Origin of the sequence: Bacillus sp. AY2-1, from assembly GCF_008368965.1 — a bacterium.
Lineage (GTDB): Bacteria > Bacillota > Bacilli > Bacillales > Bacillaceae_G > Bacillus_A > Bacillus_A thuringiensis_S.
The window spans coordinates 14,144-28,828 of sequence record NZ_QPEL01000017.1 but is presented as its reverse complement, the minus strand read 5'-3'; the positions used below and the strand labels follow the sequence as shown (position 1 = coordinate 28,828).

Sequence of the window (14,685 nt, the reverse complement as noted above, 5' to 3'; positions counted from 1 at the left end):
CTTTAATCAGTGGGGGTTTTGTTCATCCCCACTGATTATTAGTTGAACTAATCGGGCTTTTACGGGCAGTTTGATCTCCCACCCACCTTCTTTGCTCCAGCCCAATTTTAAGGTGGGAGTCTTACTGCCCGTTAATGCGGGATAAACCTCTTTCCACAAGGTATTCCAAAAAGAGAGGTGACACATAATGGGCGTTATTGCTTATAACGAAGAAGATGTAAAGTTATTAGCTAGACTGATGCGTGCTGAAGCCGAAGGAGAAGGACAACAGGGGATGTTGATGGTCGGGAACGTTGGGGTAAATCGTGTCCGTGGAAATTGTTTAGATTTTAAAAAAATACGTAATTTACGTCAAATGGTGTATCAAAATCCTGGTGGTTTTGAGGCAACACAAAAAGGGTATTTTTATCAACGTGCAAGGGAACAAGATATTGCTTTAGCAAGGCGAACGATTCAGGGACAACGCTTTTGGCCTGCAAATTTTGCCTTATGGTTTTTTAGACCTGAAGGCCCTTGTCCGTCAACTTGGTATAATCAACAAAACTCTGGTCGCTTCAAAAAGCACTGCTTCTTCCAGCCATCTGGCGAAGATTGTCCTAGCGTATATTAAGGATTGATAATAAGGAGGGATTTTTGAATGGCACAGCAACAAAACCCGTATTACGGAACTGGATTTTATCAACCATCTGGAACTTATGTACAACCGCAGCAAATGACTCCACAACAACAGCAACAACAGCAAGCAATGCAACAACAAGCGGCGCAAGCTCAATATGCCGTTTCTCAAGGCATGTTACCATTAGAACAATCCTATATTGAAAATATCCTTCGTTTAAACAAGGGTAAGCAAGCTACGGTTGTAATGACTTATGAACGTGGTAGCTCACTCGGTACCCAATCGTATACAGGTATTATCGAAGCAGCTGGTCGCGATCATATTGTAATTAGTGAGCCACAATCAGGGAAACGTTTTTTACTATTAATGATTTACTTAGATTATGTGGAATTCCCCGAAGAAATTACGTACTTACCTAGTCAACAAGCAACTTATGCTCCAAGACCATAAAAAAAGCTGGCATATGCCAGCTTTTGTTTTTTATAAACCTTTTACAACTGCAGTTCCGACTAAAATCCATGCTACAATAAACGCTACGCCACCAAGAGGCGTAATTGGGCCAAAGAACTTAATACCTGTCGTACTTAATGCATACAAACTGCCTGAAAACATAATAATCCCAGCTACCATAAGCCAACCAGCAGTAGTTAAAAGTGATGATTGAACCTTATCCATCAATAAAGCAACTACGAATAGTCCACCTGCATGAAACATTTGATATGTAACACCTGTTTTCCAAACTTCTAACATTTTCGCAGAAATTTTATTTTCTAAACCGTGTGCTCCAAAGGCTCCTAACGCAACAGATAGCCCCGCTGCAATACAACCTAGTAAAAAGAAAATTTTCATCTTAATTCCCCTTTTTTACTTTTATCATAAGCAATTTTTTCATATAAGCCAAACGATTTAATCCTTAAAAATCAAATAAAGAATTACCATTTGCACCTTCTTCTTTAATATACACAGGTTCTCCAGAAACTGGCATAACTGGTTGAACTGTCTTTATAGGCTGCGATCCAATTACTTGCGATTGAATTTGCGGCTCCCTATACGTAGAAGATTCAACCTGTTCATCTAATAGTAAATCGCATAAAGCACGCACAACTAATAAATGATCTTTTGATTTTTGTCCTTCACTACTTTTTGCCTTTGCAATTTCATTCGCCATTTTATTTAAAATCTTATCGCTCGATATTTGCATTCCTTATCACCTCGTACTTTGTAGTTCTTTCTCAAATTGCTTCAGCTTCTCTACTAAACCAAATACTATTATCATATCATGTTCTTGCAGTTTTTCCTGCCCCGTTGGATTATGTATAATATCCCCATTTCTCAAAATCGCTAATATCGTTACATCAAACTGATTCCTCACATCACTCTCTAGTAACGATTTACCAACTAATATTGAATCTTTTCCAACTAAAATTTCTTCAATGACAAATGACTGTTCTATCCCATACAGCACTGTATCAATATAATGAACTGTTAATGGATTCGCAATACCTTTTGCAATATGAATTCCTGCCATACTGGATGGATTAATAACTTTATTTGCACCCGCACGCCTTAATTTCTCTTCAGTTTCTGGCTTTTCAGATCTCGCCACAATTTTAATTGCATCGTTTAATCCTCTTGCTGTTAATGTAATAAATACATTTTCAGCATCATTTGCTACGATAGCAACTAAACCAGCCGCTTTTGAAATTCCAGCATGATGTAAAACTTGATCCTCCGTCGCATCTCCATGTATATACAAAAGCTTTCCCTTCTCTAATACACTTTCATCTTTATCGACAACAACAAATGGAATTTTCTTTTCTTGCAATTCATGTACAACTTGAAGCCCCACTCTACCGCAACCACATACTATAATATGATTTTTCAACTGCGCTATTTGTTTATCCATCTTCTTCCTCCGCACTGCATGAAATAAATTCCCTTCAATAATCATAGCTGCCACTACCCCAATTGCATACGTAACAATACCTACGCCAACAGGAATAATAAGGAGCGCAAATACTTTCCCCGCTTGCGTTACAGGAACAGCATCTCCGTATCCAACAGTCAATACAGTAATCATCGTCATCCAAAATGCTTGAAACAAACTAATCTCTTCAATTGTCATAAATCCTATCGTTCCTAGAATTACAACAAAAGTCATACATATAACTGCGATCCATAATTGCTTACGTGCATTCATACCGTATTTCAACTCTTTTCTCTATCTACAATCTTTGCCAGTGGAAATAAAATACGTATATACTAGATACGGAATCTATGAAAGAGGTTGATATAATGAAGACATTTCTTTCCGCCTTACAATGGGCACTATTTATTTTAGCTGGAAGCCTTATTGTACCAATTAGTGTCGCAACTAGTTATGGTCTTGATGGCGCTGAAGCTATCGCATTCGTACAAAGAACATTATTTGTTCTAGGCTTTGCTGGTCTCTTGCAAGCTATATTTGGGCATAAACTTCCTATTCAAGAAGGTCCTGCTGGACTTTGGTGGGGAATTTTCTCCCTTTACGCAAGTTTAGGCGTCGTATTATTTGGATCAAACAATGAGACACTTAAAGTTCTTCAATATGCTTTCCTATTAAGCGGTATTATTTGTATTATTCTTAGCGCTTTTGGACTTATTGATAAACTCGTTCGCTATTTTACACCGACAGTCATTGGAACATATTTATTTCTTCTTGTTGCGCAGCTTAGTGGCTCCTTCTTAAAGGGAATGTTTGGCCTTGATGGAAAACATACAGAAGTACAACCTAACGTATTTATTCTTTCACTCATTGTTATTTTACTATCCTTTTTCATCATGAAGCTACCTATTATTGGACAATATTCTGTTCTTTTCAGTATCGTATGCGGCTGGATATTATTCGCATGCTTCGGGTTATCAAATCCAGTAACGCCTGTGACAGATATAATCCGTTTTCCGTCTCTATTTGTTTTCGGAATGCCTCGTATTGAATGGAACATGGCAATTACGGTCGTTTTCGTTACACTATTACTTCTAACAAATATGTTAGCAAGTATTCGTGTTGTGCAAAGGATTGTCTCTAAGTATGAAAAGAATGCAGCACCAGATCGTTTTAAACAAGCTGGCATTATAACAGGAATCAACCAATTGCTAGGCGGCCTATTTTCAGCTATTGGGCCTGTCGCTATTTCTGGATCAGCAGGTTTTATTGCAACGACTAATATTTATAAACGTCTCCCGTTTATATTAGGGTCAAGCTTTATTATTGTCGTTAGTATATTTCCAAAGATCACTTCATTCTTTGCAGCAATCCCTGTTGCAGTTGGTTATGCCGCTATTTATCCTGTATTCGCAAGCATGATTGGCCTTGCCTTTCGAGAATACGAAACTGTCCAGGATAAAGAACGATTATTTAAAGTAGCCGGTCTTTCAATCTTCACAGGAGTCGGAGTTATGTTTGTTCCAGCAGGAGCATATTCCACACTTCCACCATTTCTAGCATCGTTTTTAAGTAACGGTCTCGTTCTTGGATCTGTAATGGCCATTTTGCTAGAAATACTATTTTCTCGTTCCACAGCAAAACAAATATCGTAAATTGGAAAACTTCCATTATTGCACTCTACCTTTAGAGTTGTTACGATAAAATCAAACTTGAATCATTGGGGTTTTATCCATCCCCAATGATTATTAACCGATATTATGAGCAACACACTCATAATGATTTATCTACTTCTTTTCAAAGAGGTTTGATGTCTTACTATTATTCCTCAACATCTTCATGAACATGTATTTTGATTTCAATTAAAGAAAGGAATTTTCTATATGACTTATAAAATGATTGTTTTAGATTTAGATGATACTTTATTACGTGATGACCATACTATTTCACCTCGTACGAAAGAAGCGTTAATGACTGCACAAGAGCAAGGGGTAAAGGTTGTACTTGCTTCTGGACGTCCAACGTTTGGTATGCGCAATGTAGCCAAAGAACTTCGCTTAGAAGAATACGGCAGTTTCATTCTATCTTTTAATGGCGCAAAAATTATTAACTGTAAAACAAACGAAGAAATCTTTAGTAGTACACTATCTCCTGAAATCGTTCACAACCTATTTGAAATTAGTAAAACTGAAGATGTATGGATTCATACTTATATGGGCGATGATATCGTAACGGAAGAAAATAATCCTTATACTGAAATTGAGGGCGATATTACTGGTATGCCAATTGTTGTAGTAGATGACTTTAAAGCCGCAGTTAAAGAGCCTGTAGTAAAAGTATTAATGAATAAAGAAGCTGAACGCCTTGTTGAAGTTGAAAAGAAACTACAAAAACAACTAGAAGGCCAATTAAGCGTGATGCGTTCGAAACCATTCTTCTTAGAATTTACTGAAGCCGGTGTTACAAAAGGAACGAGCTTAAACAAACTGATTCAAAAGCTTGGCATTAAGCGTGAAGAAGTTATCGCAATGGGCGATAGCTATAACGACCAAGCAATGATTGAATTTGCTGGTCTTGGCGTTGCAATGGGCAATGCACCTGATGATATTAAAGAAATTGCAAATTACGTAACAGATACAAATATGAACGATGGTGTTGCAAAAGTTGTAGAGAAATTTGTTTTAAAAACGGATGTACTTGTTTAATATTTTCATTCACAAAACCTATTTGAAGTCAAATACTTCAAATAGGTTTTTATTTAAATTCTCATGCTTTTGTGACTATATTTTGAACTTTGCACTATTCTCGTAGTGTAAACTTTCTTTTTGTATATAATGAAACAAAATAGACTATTTTATTTTGAAAAAGAATACAAATTTACTATATACAAGCATACGTTAAAGGAGGCTACTTTATGTTATCTACACCAATCGGACGATTAAGAGCAATTGGACTAGTTGAGGGTATTTCTTTCCTATTACTATTATTTGTAGCAATGCCATTGAAATATTTCGCAGGATTTGCAACAGCTGTTAAAATTACAGGCATGGCTCATGGTGTTCTATTTATTCTATTCATCTTTGCAGTAATTCAAGTAACAATCGTACACCGTAAATCAATTTTATGGGCACTTGGAGCATTCGTTTCATCAGTTATCCCATTTGGTACTTTTGTACTAGATGCAAAATTAAAGAACGAGCAATAATAATAAAAAGGTAGTTAACGACTGTTAACTACCTTTTCTATTTATAAATTTGGAATTTCCCAATCAATTTCTCTTTCGCCCATATTAGCTAAAATCGTATTTACTTTAGAGTATGGCTTACTACCAAAGAAACCACGTCTTGCTGATAATGGACTTGGATGTACAGACTCGATAATATGATGATTCGGATTCGTAATTAACTTCTTCTTCGCCTGCGCATGGCGCCCCCACAATATGAAAATAACTGGCTTTTCACGTTCATTCAACAGTTGAATCACACGATCTGTGAAGTGCTCCCATCCTTTTCCCTTATGAGAATTTGCTTCACTTTGACGAACTGTTAATACGGTATTTAGTAGTAATACTCCTTGCTCCGCCCATTTTACTAAATAACCGTTATTCGGAATTTCATAACCATATTCATCTCGAAGCTCTTTATACATGTTTAACAATGATGGTGGTGTTTTAACACCAGGTTGTACAGAAAAGCTTAAACCATGCGCTTGATTCGGTCCATGATACGGATCTTGTCCTAAAATAACAACCTTTGTATTTTCATAACTTGTATACTGAAGAGCGTTAAAAATATCTTCCACCTTCGGATAAACAACATGCGTGCTGTATTCTTCTGTCAAAAAACTGGATAGAGTAAGATAATACTCTTTCTCAAATTCTGGTGCCAGTAATGGTCCCCAATCATTTCTTAAAACATTTTCCATGCTTTCACTTCCTGTCCAATTAATTCAACATATCCTGTTTTGTAAATACTAAGAACGAAATAATAAGAGAAACAACTGCCCAAACAGTTAAATTCATCAAAGAAAATCCCATTGATAAGCCTTGTAATGCAGGTAATTTTCCTGATAAATAATCCGTTAATGATAAATTCACGCTAAAAATATATTTCGCGCCTTCCCAAGATGTTGCGAATGAGCTTAAGATACCGCCTGCAATTAATGCAGCTAGCATAACGCCCATACCAGCTGGTGTATTACGAATTAAAACAGAGACCATAAATGATATAGTTCCGACAACGATAGCAACAAACCAGGCTAGTCCATACGCCATTAGGATGTATTGCCACTGCGGAATAAGGTGCACAAAGTTCGTATTTAACGTTTCCTTATCAATGACGAATCCTGTTAAAACAGGTAAATTCCATCCCGAGTACCCAAATACAAGCCCTGATAATATGTAAGCAAACAAACCTACAAGGAGCAGTATGAGCGAAATGAAAAATAACATCGTCACGTATTTACTAAGGAGTATTTTCCAGCGCCGAATCGGCCGCGTAAGTAACATCTTCATCGTCCCATCACTTCGTTCTCCAGAAACGATATCAATGGCGACAATCATTACGAGAAGCGGAATAAACAATGTAATTCCTTGTTCAATAAATGCTCTGACAAAAGTCGGTGCACCTGGCGCCATCGGATTAATATCATGATCTAAATAATATTGTTGTTGTTCAACTCTTACCTTTAACCAATCACGCCATTCTTCTGGCAATCTAGAATTATTCAACCGGTTCTGAGAATCAACAATTTGCTGTTGCAATGAAACCTTCCAATCAGTTGTACCGAGTCTTTTTTGTGTCGTTTCTATTTCGCGATACTGCGCATACACAAAAAGCGGGATTAAGATTGCTAAAATAAGCATAACAACAAAAATACGTTTCTTACGGTAAATCTTTTCTGATTCATTTAAAACTAGATTCGCAAATTCACGCATGCTGCTCACCCCTTGTGAGTTCAATAAATAAATCTTCTAGCGTAAATACAAGCTCCTTAACACTATGTACATCTATTTCATTTTCTACCAAGTGTTTATTCCAACTACTTATAGATGCAATATCCATGCGGCATAATAATCGCTCGCCTTCTACACTCACTTCTCTTACTTCTTCGGCTGCTTCTAACATATCTTTCGCCTTAGAAATTGGTGTAACAATCCATTCTACACGATCACTTGCTGTTTTAATTAATTCTTCAACCTTGGCAACTGTTATCATCTTTCCTTTATGAATAATAGCAACGCGATCGCATATCATTTGCACTTCACTTAGCAAGTGACTTGAAATAAACACGCTCATATTTTCTTCTTTTACAAGCTTATGTATAAATTCCCTAAGTTCTCTAATCCCTGCTGGATCTAAACCATTCGTTGGCTCATCTAATATGAGCAATTTTGGATTCCCAAGGAGCGCCTGCGCAATTCCAAGGCGTTGTTTCATACCAAGTGAGTACGTTTTTACCTTGTCATGAATTCTTTCATCTAAATGAACCATTTCAGCAATTTCAATAATACGTTCATCTGATATATCACCTAACATACGAGCAAATTGCTTTAAATTTTCCCATCCTGTTAAATATGTATACAACTCTGGGTTTTCAACGATACTCCCAATTTGACGCATCGCCTCTCTGAAATTGTCCTTAATCGAATAACCACCGATAGAAATCGTACCTTCTGTCGCCGTAATCAATCCGACTAACATTCGAATGGTAGTCGTCTTTCCAGCACCATTTGGTCCTAAGAACCCGAACACTTCTCCTTGCTTTACATCAAAGGAAATGTCCTCTACAAGAGTCTTCTTTCCAATTACCTTCTTCAAGTCTCGTACGGAAAGTATCGTCGTCATTTTACCCCTCCTTGTTCTAGTTTTAATTTACTTACAACATTTTGAACTAAACGTTCTGCCATATACGTATAACCTACTTCGTTCGGATGAAAATGATCAGAGTATAATAAATCTTTTCCGCGGTTTTGGAATAAATCAAATGTCGGTGTAATATACACATTTTTATCGTTTAGCGCTAACTTCTCTAAAGATGCATTCCAGTCCACAACAATGTTTGAAGACCCTTTTAAATTTTCTACATCTTCAAAAGGATTGTATAAACCAAGCCAAAAAATCGTACTATCTGTATTTAATTTACGAATTTCTTCTATAATTTTCTTTGCTTCATTTTGAAACGTTTCTGTGTCAGGACGATACGTATCTAAATCTATCTTCCCAAGCGATTCCCAGCCTGGGAACAAATCATTCCCACCAATCGTTAACACGATTACATCTGCTTGCTTAATTGAATATTGAGCGCCATTACTTTCAATTTGTTTTAATAAATCGGGCATTTTTGCACCACTAACTGCTAAATTTGTTAATGCAATTTTTTGCTTATAATCTTTTTGTAAATCCTCTTTCATTCGCCCAACATAGCCAATTCCTTCTTTATCACCAACGCCACGCGTTAATGAATCACCTAAACTAACGATTTGTAACGTTCCCGTTTTCTTTTTCTCTTTTGCCACTACATCGGTCTTTTTAATTAAATTTGAAGCTTTCGGATTTAATACATCATTTACACCTGAAACAAAGCCATATGCAAATAAACAGAAAGATGCAATTGTAATGAGTAGAATTACTTTTACTACTTTTGATCTCATATCAAAACCCCTTTTAGCCCTCATAGATTGTCCATAATTATACCAAACGAAATTTTGAAAAGCGATTTTCACACCTTCTCAATTATGTCGTTTCTCTATCTACTAACTCTGGTAATAACTCTATATGCTTCACATCTAATTTCTCTTCATTAATCTTTTCATATAATAATTCAAACGCTTTCAATCCAACGTTTTTACTAGAATGCGAAATCGTCGTTATACCCAATATATCTGCCACCTCTTGATCATCACACCCAATAATCGTAATATCCTCTGGAATACGAATTCCTTGTTTTTTTGCTTCTGTAACCATCCCCGCTGCAATATGGTTACAAGATACAAGGAACGCCGTCGGTTTTACTGACATATGAGCCCATTCTCTAATTACATTGCGTCCATCTTCCACTGTAAAACACCCCTCAAATTTCCAGGTCTCTAACGGTGTTACGATACTCTGTTGAAGCGAATCTTCATACGCCCTCTTTCGTCTTTGGCTATTAACGCTATTACTTCTTCCAATACAATATCCAATATTTGTATGACCGGCATCTATTAAGCTTTTCATCCCACGTGAAAATACTTTGTAGTAATCAATATGGACACTTGAAATGCATTTTGAATCTATTTCTTCACACATAACAATCGGGCCGAATTTCGTATATTCTTCAAGCTTCTCCTTACTATTTGCCCGAGAACAAATAATAACCCCATCAAGCTTTTTCATTTTTAACATATTTAAAATTTCTAGTTCTCTTTCTTCGCTATAATTTGTCTGGCAAAGCATCATATTATAATTATTCTTTGCCGTTTCTTTTGATATCCCCTCAATAATAGCGCTATAATATTGATCATTTACGTGTGGCAATAAAACGCCAATTACATTCGTTTTTCCTTTCACTAAATGAATTGCATTCACGTTTTGCGTGTAATTTAATTCTTCTATAATCGCTAAAATTTCTTTTCGTTTCTGTTCATTTACGTACGGATGATTATTTAGTACACGTGAAACAGTTGAAACAGATACTCCAGCAAGTTCAGCAATCTTTCTTATATTTGTCATCTCACTTTCCCCTTCTCACAAAAATTCTCTCTTGACCTGGTAAGCTTTCCACAATATATCCTTTCCTAGCAAATATATTTAGAAAGGATATACAACTATGCTTCGATTCAAATTAGAATATATATTTTTCATTGGCGGTTTACTCATTCTTGCCATCGGTATTAATATGATGACGACAATTACTTCCTTTGGACTTAGCCCTTATGATTCCTTCTTTATTGCACTATATCAAAATTTTGGGATAAGTATTGGTTTTTGGATTTTCATGATTAACTTTGCCTTTACACTTATCGTACTCTTTTGGAATAAAAAACAAATTACAATCGGTACAATTGTAACGATGGTTCTTATTTCTCTTTTTGTTGATTGGATTGGTTCCATTATAACTATTATGGACGCTATCCGCTCTCTTCCAAAATATATAACACTTATTTGCGGAAATCTATTCGTTGGAGCTGGAATTGGTCTTTACGTCTCTACAAACCTTTGCGCAGCGCCTCAAGAAGCTTTCGTTTTAACCGTTGCTGAGAAGAAAAAATGGACGTTTAGAAGAACAGAGATTTCATTAGCCTTTTTATTTTTAACTTTAAGCTTTTTATTAGATGGACCTATCTATTTTGGAACCATCATCTTATCCTTTACAACAGGCTGGATTATCCAAGCATTTATTCAAGTTGGTACACAGATTTTAAATAGAAAAGAACCTATTAAGCAAGCTGCTTAATAGGCTCTTTCTGTTTTATGGTAAGAGATACTACTTAGCATCCCCTTCAATTCGATAGTTCGCTTTCAAACAATCTATTTCTTCATACCCTTGCAACGTATGTAGAATATAATCATAATCAGCAAGAGACGCACGATGCGTTACAATTACAATTTCAGCCTTTCCTTTCTCTTCAAGCGGCATTTGAATAATTTTCTCAAAGCTAACTCCGCGCTCAGAGAACAATGAAGTAATTTTTGCAAATACACCAATTTCGTCTTTTACATGCAGTCTTAAAAACTTTTTCACGACTATTTCGTCTGGCTCTTTTAATACTTTTTGATACTGTGGGACTACAGCACTATTTCCTGTTACCCCTAATCTAATATTTTGCATTACAGCAACTAAATCCGAAACAACAGCTGTCGCTGTCGGTAAACTTCCTGCCCCTGGTCCATAAAACATCGTTTCCCCAACTGCTTCACCGTACACATACACAGCGTTATATTCATTTTGTACTGCCGCAAGAGGGTGTGTATTTGGAAGTAAAGTTGGTTCAACCGTAACCTCCAATTTTTCACCATCTCGTTTTGCAAGACCGATTAATTTAATTGTATAACCTAAGCTCTTACTGTATTCAATATCTTCCTCTGTAATAGAGGTAATTCCTTTTACGTTCACATCTCCAAGCTCTACATTTGTAGAGAAACCGAGAGTAGCTAAAATCGTCATTTTTCTTGCTGCATCTAAACCTTCTACATCTGATGTTGGATCTGCTTCTGCAAATCCAAGTTGTTGGGCTTCTTTTAACACGTCGTTATATGCTCTCCCTTCGTCTGACATTTTCGTCAAAATAAAATTTGTCGTTCCATTTACAATTCCCATGACTTTCGTAATAAGATCTGAAGAGAGTCCTTCTACAATACTGCGTAGAATTGGAATTCCCCCTGCCACACTCGCTTCATAGAAGAGATCAGTTTTATTATCTTTTGCTGTCGCTAATAATTCAGCTCCATGTAATGCCATTAAGTCTTTATTTGCAGTTACAACATGCTTTCCGCTTTTTAAAGCTTGTAAAATATATAATTTTGCATCATCAATGCCACCCATTACTTCGATGACAACATCAATATTTGGATTATCTAAAATTTCATTTGCATCTTGTGTTAATAGAGTAGAAGGTACCTCTACTTCTCTCTCTTTCTCAATGTTTTGCACTAATACTTTCGTTACCTTCACTGGACAACCTACTTGGTGTATGAGTCTTTCTTGATGATCCGTAATAATACGAACTACACCGCTACCCACTGTCCCAAGACCTAATAACCCAACTTGAATTTCTTTCATAGTACTGTCCACCCCTCAAAAATTGTGTTTAGATGAAATTATATGAATAAAAAATCTGAAAAACAATGTATTTAGAACATTCGGAAAAATAAAGGTTAATCTTTACAAGGAAAACGTTGCCACGTGTTACACAATCTTTCTTTACAATATATAAGGGGTTTCTTGATACACGTAATAATTCAACCAATTAGAAAACAATAAATTCCCATGACTCCTCCACCTAACAAGGGGCTTTTCATCTGGATTATTATGTTTAAAATAGTTTTTTGGCACATCAATATTTAATCCCTTGTCACGATCTCGTTCGTATTCTTGCTTTAACGTATCACAACTATATTCACTATGCCCAAGGGCAAACACTTGCCTTCCTTCTTGCCCAATGACAAGGTGAACACCCGCTTCCTCAGAATTTGCTAATAATGTTAAGTCTGTCACCTCTCTAATATCACTCTCTCGTACTTCTGTATGACGAGAATGGGGAGCAAAAAACAATTCATCAAACCCTTGTAACAATTTCACATGTTGCTCGCAAACTTCATGTTCAAATACACCGAACATTTTTTCCTTAAGAGGATACTTTGGAACACCATAATGATAATACAAGCCAGCCTGTGCCCCCCAGCAAATATGGAGCGTAGATGTTACATTCGTTTTTGAATACTCCATAATACGTTTAAGCTCTTCCCAATAATCTACCTCTTCAAAAGAAAGAGTTTCAACTGGTGCTCCTGTTATAATGAGCCCGTCAAATTTTTCATTTTCAATATCACGAAATGTTTTATAAAAGCTCATTAAATGGTCCTGCGCTACATTGCGAGACAAATGTGATTCCATATGAAGCAAATGAACATCTAATTGCAACGGTGTGTTGCCAATTAAACGAAGTAATTGCGCTTCTGTTTCTTGCTTTGTAGGCATTAAATTTAAGATAGCAATTTTCAATGCCCGAATATCTTGTGTTTCTGCTCGCTCCTTCGTCATTACAAATATATTTTCCTTCTGCAACACTTTGCGAGCTGGTAAATCTTTATCAATTATGATCGGCATGTTCTTTGCCTCCGACTAGCGCCGCTTCTAAATCTGCAATAATATCAGAAACATCTTCTATGCCAACAGATAAACGAATTAAATCTGATGTAACGCCAGCTAGACGCTGATCTTCAGCACTTAATTGTCTATGCGTTGTGCTAGCAGGATGTATAACGCAAGTTCGTGCATCCGCTACATGCGTTACAAGAGTTGCTAGTTTTACATTTGCGATAAATTCTTTCGCCGCTTCTAATCCGCCCTTAATGCCGAATGTTAAAACACCACTAGCACCTTTTTTCAAATACGTTTGTGCTAACGAGTAATTTTCATTGCTATCTAATCCAGGATAATTCACCCATTCAATACGTTCATGGTTAGCAAGCCACTTAGCAACTACGAGAGCATTTTCACTATGACGCTCCATTCTTAAATGCAGCGTTTCTAAGCCGATATTGCTAATATACGCATTGAATGGGCTCATACAGTTTCCGTAGTCCCTTAATAATTGAACACGCGCCTTCACAATATAAGCTGCTGCACCAAAATTTTGAACGTAACTTACGCCGTGATAACTTGGATCCGGTTCAACAAGTTCAGGATATTTCCCATTTGTCCAATCGAAGTTCCCTCCGTCAATGACAATGCCGCCTAAAGAGCTTGCATGACCATCAATATATTTCGTCGTAGAATGAACGATAATATTTGCTCCGTGCTCAAATGCTTGGCATAAATAAGGAGTTGCTAATGTATTATCCACGATAAAAGGCACTTCTAACTCTTTCGCTGCATCTGAAAATTCTTTAAAATTCAAAACGTTCATCGCTGGATTTCCTAATGATTCTGCATAAATGAGCTTCGTCTTATCGTTAGCAAGTGCCGCAATTTCATCTGCCGTTAAATTGGGATTAAAGAACGTAACATCAATGCCAAGCTTACGTAAACTCACCCCAAATAAATTAAACGTTCCCCCGTAAACAGTTGAAGAGCAAAGTAAATGGTCTCCACTACTACAAATATTTAAAACTGCGAGCATAATAGCCGCTTGCCCAGAAGCCGTTGCAACAGCTCCTACCCCGCCTTCTAAATCTGATAACTTCTGCTCAAATGCAGCTAGAGTAGGGTTTCCAATACGCGTATAAATATATCCTTCTGCCTCTAAGTTAAATAGGGCTGCTAAATCATCCGAAGTATCGTATTTATACGTTGTACTTTGATAAAGTGGTAAAACACGTGGTTCACCATTCTTTGGCGTATAGCCACCTTGCACACAAATCGTTCCTTTTCCCCATGATTCTCCCATCTCTCATTCTCCTTTCTTTTATACAAAATAAAAAACTGCCCCTTTCCTGAAAAC

At 36.6% G+C, this 14,685-nt stretch carries 17 protein-coding genes; 6 read left to right on the top strand and 11 right to left on the bottom strand.

Translation table 11 applies throughout. From position 1 onward, the window contains the following. Positions 1-187 precede the first annotated feature (187 nt). Together cwlJ and gerQ are read left to right on the top strand one after the other, a co-directional pair. Positions 188-610 (top strand): cell wall hydrolase CwlJ, encoded by a 423-nt coding sequence (cwlJ, locus tag DN403_RS04095; protein ID WP_000538161.1) that lies wholly within the window; start codon positions 188-190, stop codon positions 608-610. A 27-nt stretch (positions 611-637) separates the two neighbouring features. Then, entirely contained in the window at positions 638-1,066 is a 429-nt protein-coding gene (gene gerQ, locus DN403_RS04090) for a spore coat protein GerQ (RefSeq protein WP_000068647.1), read from the top strand. 30 nt (positions 1,067-1,096) lie between these two features. Here the strand turns inward: gerQ and DN403_RS04085 are convergent, their stop codons facing one another. From DN403_RS04085 to DN403_RS04075, 3 genes are all read right to left on the bottom strand, one after another. Further along, positions 1,097-1,465 carry a DUF423 domain-containing protein gene (locus tag DN403_RS04085; RefSeq protein ID WP_000688315.1) on the bottom strand — a complete coding sequence of 123 codons (369 nt, stop codon included), beginning with the start codon at positions 1,463-1,465 and terminating at the stop codon, positions 1,097-1,099. 64 nt (positions 1,466-1,529) lie between these two features. Beyond that, positions 1,530-1,817 carry a YwdI family protein gene (locus tag DN403_RS04080; protein WP_001167339.1) on the bottom strand — a complete coding sequence of 96 codons (288 nt, stop codon included), beginning with the start codon at positions 1,815-1,817 and terminating at the stop codon, positions 1,530-1,532. Positions 1,818-1,823: 6 nt separating this feature from the next. Continuing rightward, positions 1,824-2,816 (bottom strand): potassium channel family protein, encoded by a 993-nt coding sequence (locus DN403_RS04075; RefSeq protein WP_000993978.1) that lies wholly within the window; start codon positions 2,814-2,816, stop codon positions 1,824-1,826. Between the two features lie 95 nt (positions 2,817-2,911). Here DN403_RS04075 and DN403_RS04070 point away from each other — a divergent pair, with 95 nt between their 5' ends. The 3 genes from DN403_RS04070 (at position 2,912) to DN403_RS04060 (ending at position 5,745) form a co-directional block, all read left to right on the top strand. Then, on the top strand, positions 2,912-4,195 hold the full coding sequence (locus tag DN403_RS04070) for a purine/pyrimidine permease (RefSeq protein ID WP_000847020.1): 1,284 nt from the start codon (positions 2,912-2,914) through the stop codon (positions 4,193-4,195). 228 nt (positions 4,196-4,423) lie between these two features. Continuing rightward, a complete protein-coding gene (locus tag DN403_RS04065; RefSeq protein ID WP_000221382.1) occupies positions 4,424-5,245 on the top strand; it encodes a Cof-type HAD-IIB family hydrolase in 822 nt (273 codons plus the stop codon). A gap of 209 nt (positions 5,246-5,454) precedes the next feature. After that, positions 5,455-5,745 carry a DUF3817 domain-containing protein gene (locus DN403_RS04060; RefSeq protein ID WP_000953395.1) on the top strand — a complete coding sequence of 97 codons (291 nt, stop codon included), beginning with the start codon at positions 5,455-5,457 and terminating at the stop codon, positions 5,743-5,745. A 41-nt stretch (positions 5,746-5,786) separates the two neighbouring features. On the opposite strand, the gene DN403_RS04055 is transcribed toward DN403_RS04060, so the two are convergent. The 5 genes from DN403_RS04055 to DN403_RS04035 are packed head-to-tail and all read right to left on the bottom strand — an operon-like array spanning position 5,787 to position 10,252. Continuing rightward, positions 5,787-6,464 (bottom strand): uracil-DNA glycosylase, encoded by a 678-nt coding sequence (locus DN403_RS04055; RefSeq protein WP_000432545.1) that lies wholly within the window; start codon positions 6,462-6,464, stop codon positions 5,787-5,789. Positions 6,465-6,483: 19 nt separating this feature from the next. After that, entirely contained in the window at positions 6,484-7,476 is a 993-nt protein-coding gene (locus DN403_RS04050) for an ABC transporter permease subunit (protein WP_001206482.1), read from the bottom strand. Next, on the bottom strand, positions 7,469-8,386 hold the full coding sequence (locus DN403_RS04045; protein WP_000207706.1) for an ABC transporter ATP-binding protein: 918 nt from the start codon (positions 8,384-8,386) through the stop codon (positions 7,469-7,471). The genes DN403_RS04050 and DN403_RS04045 overlap by 8 nt, the downstream gene beginning before the upstream one ends. Next, positions 8,383-9,264, bottom strand: a complete 882-nt coding sequence (locus tag DN403_RS04040) for an SGNH/GDSL hydrolase family protein (protein ID WP_149185310.1) — start codon at positions 9,262-9,264, stop codon at positions 8,383-8,385. The genes DN403_RS04045 and DN403_RS04040 overlap by 4 nt, the downstream gene beginning before the upstream one ends. 10 nt (positions 9,265-9,274) lie before the next feature. Continuing rightward, positions 9,275-10,252 carry a LacI family DNA-binding transcriptional regulator gene (locus DN403_RS04035; RefSeq protein WP_000181960.1) on the bottom strand — a complete coding sequence of 326 codons (978 nt, stop codon included), beginning with the start codon at positions 10,250-10,252 and terminating at the stop codon, positions 9,275-9,277. A 97-nt stretch (positions 10,253-10,349) separates the two neighbouring features. On the opposite strand from DN403_RS04035, the gene DN403_RS04030 reads away from it, so the two are divergent. Continuing rightward, entirely contained in the window at positions 10,350-10,976 is a 627-nt protein-coding gene (locus DN403_RS04030) for a YczE/YyaS/YitT family protein (protein WP_000943409.1), read from the top strand. Between the two features lie 30 nt (positions 10,977-11,006). Here the strand turns inward: DN403_RS04030 and DN403_RS04025 are convergent, their stop codons facing one another. From DN403_RS04025 to DN403_RS04015, 3 genes are all read right to left on the bottom strand, one after another. Beyond that, positions 11,007-12,302 (bottom strand): homoserine dehydrogenase, encoded by a 1,296-nt coding sequence (locus DN403_RS04025; protein ID WP_000659105.1) that lies wholly within the window; start codon positions 12,300-12,302, stop codon positions 11,007-11,009. Between the two features lie 141 nt (positions 12,303-12,443). Further along, positions 12,444-13,349 carry a homoserine O-acetyltransferase MetA gene (metA, locus tag DN403_RS04020; RefSeq protein WP_001121544.1) on the bottom strand — a complete coding sequence of 302 codons (906 nt, stop codon included), beginning with the start codon at positions 13,347-13,349 and terminating at the stop codon, positions 12,444-12,446. Beyond that, a complete protein-coding gene (locus tag DN403_RS04015) occupies positions 13,333-14,631 on the bottom strand; it encodes a bifunctional O-acetylhomoserine aminocarboxypropyltransferase/cysteine synthase (RefSeq protein ID WP_000504772.1) in 1,299 nt (432 codons plus the stop codon). Before DN403_RS04015 ends, metA begins: the two co-directional genes overlap by 17 nt. Between the last annotated feature and the right edge of the window lie 54 nt (positions 14,632-14,685).

Coding starts and splice junctions, on each gene's coding strand:
- cwlJ (WP_000538161.1), top strand. CDS start 188: ATGGGCGTTATTGCTTATAACGAAGAAGATGTAAAGTTATTAGCTAGA.
- gerQ (WP_000068647.1), top strand. CDS start 638: ATGGCACAGCAACAAAACCCGTATTACGGAACTGGATTTTATCAACCA.
- DN403_RS04085 (WP_000688315.1), bottom strand. CDS start 1,465: ATGAAAATTTTCTTTTTACTAGGTTGTATTGCAGCGGGGCTATCTGTT.
- DN403_RS04080 (WP_001167339.1), bottom strand. CDS start 1,817: ATGCAAATATCGAGCGATAAGATTTTAAATAAAATGGCGAATGAAATT.
- DN403_RS04075 (WP_000993978.1), bottom strand. CDS start 2,816: ATGAATGCACGTAAGCAATTATGGATCGCAGTTATATGTATGACTTTT.
- DN403_RS04070 (WP_000847020.1), top strand. CDS start 2,912: ATGAAGACATTTCTTTCCGCCTTACAATGGGCACTATTTATTTTAGCT.
- DN403_RS04065 (WP_000221382.1), top strand. CDS start 4,424: ATGACTTATAAAATGATTGTTTTAGATTTAGATGATACTTTATTACGT.
- DN403_RS04060 (WP_000953395.1), top strand. CDS start 5,455: ATGTTATCTACACCAATCGGACGATTAAGAGCAATTGGACTAGTTGAG.
- DN403_RS04055 (WP_000432545.1), bottom strand. CDS start 6,464: ATGGAAAATGTTTTAAGAAATGATTGGGGACCATTACTGGCACCAGAA.
- DN403_RS04050 (WP_001206482.1), bottom strand. CDS start 7,476: ATGCGTGAATTTGCGAATCTAGTTTTAAATGAATCAGAAAAGATTTAC.
- DN403_RS04045 (WP_000207706.1), bottom strand. CDS start 8,386: ATGACGACGATACTTTCCGTACGAGACTTGAAGAAGGTAATTGGAAAG.
- DN403_RS04035 (WP_000181960.1), bottom strand. CDS start 10,252: ATGACAAATATAAGAAAGATTGCTGAACTTGCTGGAGTATCTGTTTCA.
- DN403_RS04030 (WP_000943409.1), top strand. CDS start 10,350: ATGCTTCGATTCAAATTAGAATATATATTTTTCATTGGCGGTTTACTC.
- DN403_RS04025 (WP_000659105.1), bottom strand. CDS start 12,302: ATGAAAGAAATTCAAGTTGGGTTATTAGGTCTTGGGACAGTGGGTAGC.
- metA (WP_001121544.1), bottom strand. CDS start 13,349: ATGCCGATCATAATTGATAAAGATTTACCAGCTCGCAAAGTGTTGCAG.
- DN403_RS04015 (WP_000504772.1), bottom strand. CDS start 14,631: ATGGGAGAATCATGGGGAAAAGGAACGATTTGTGTGCAAGGTGGCTAT.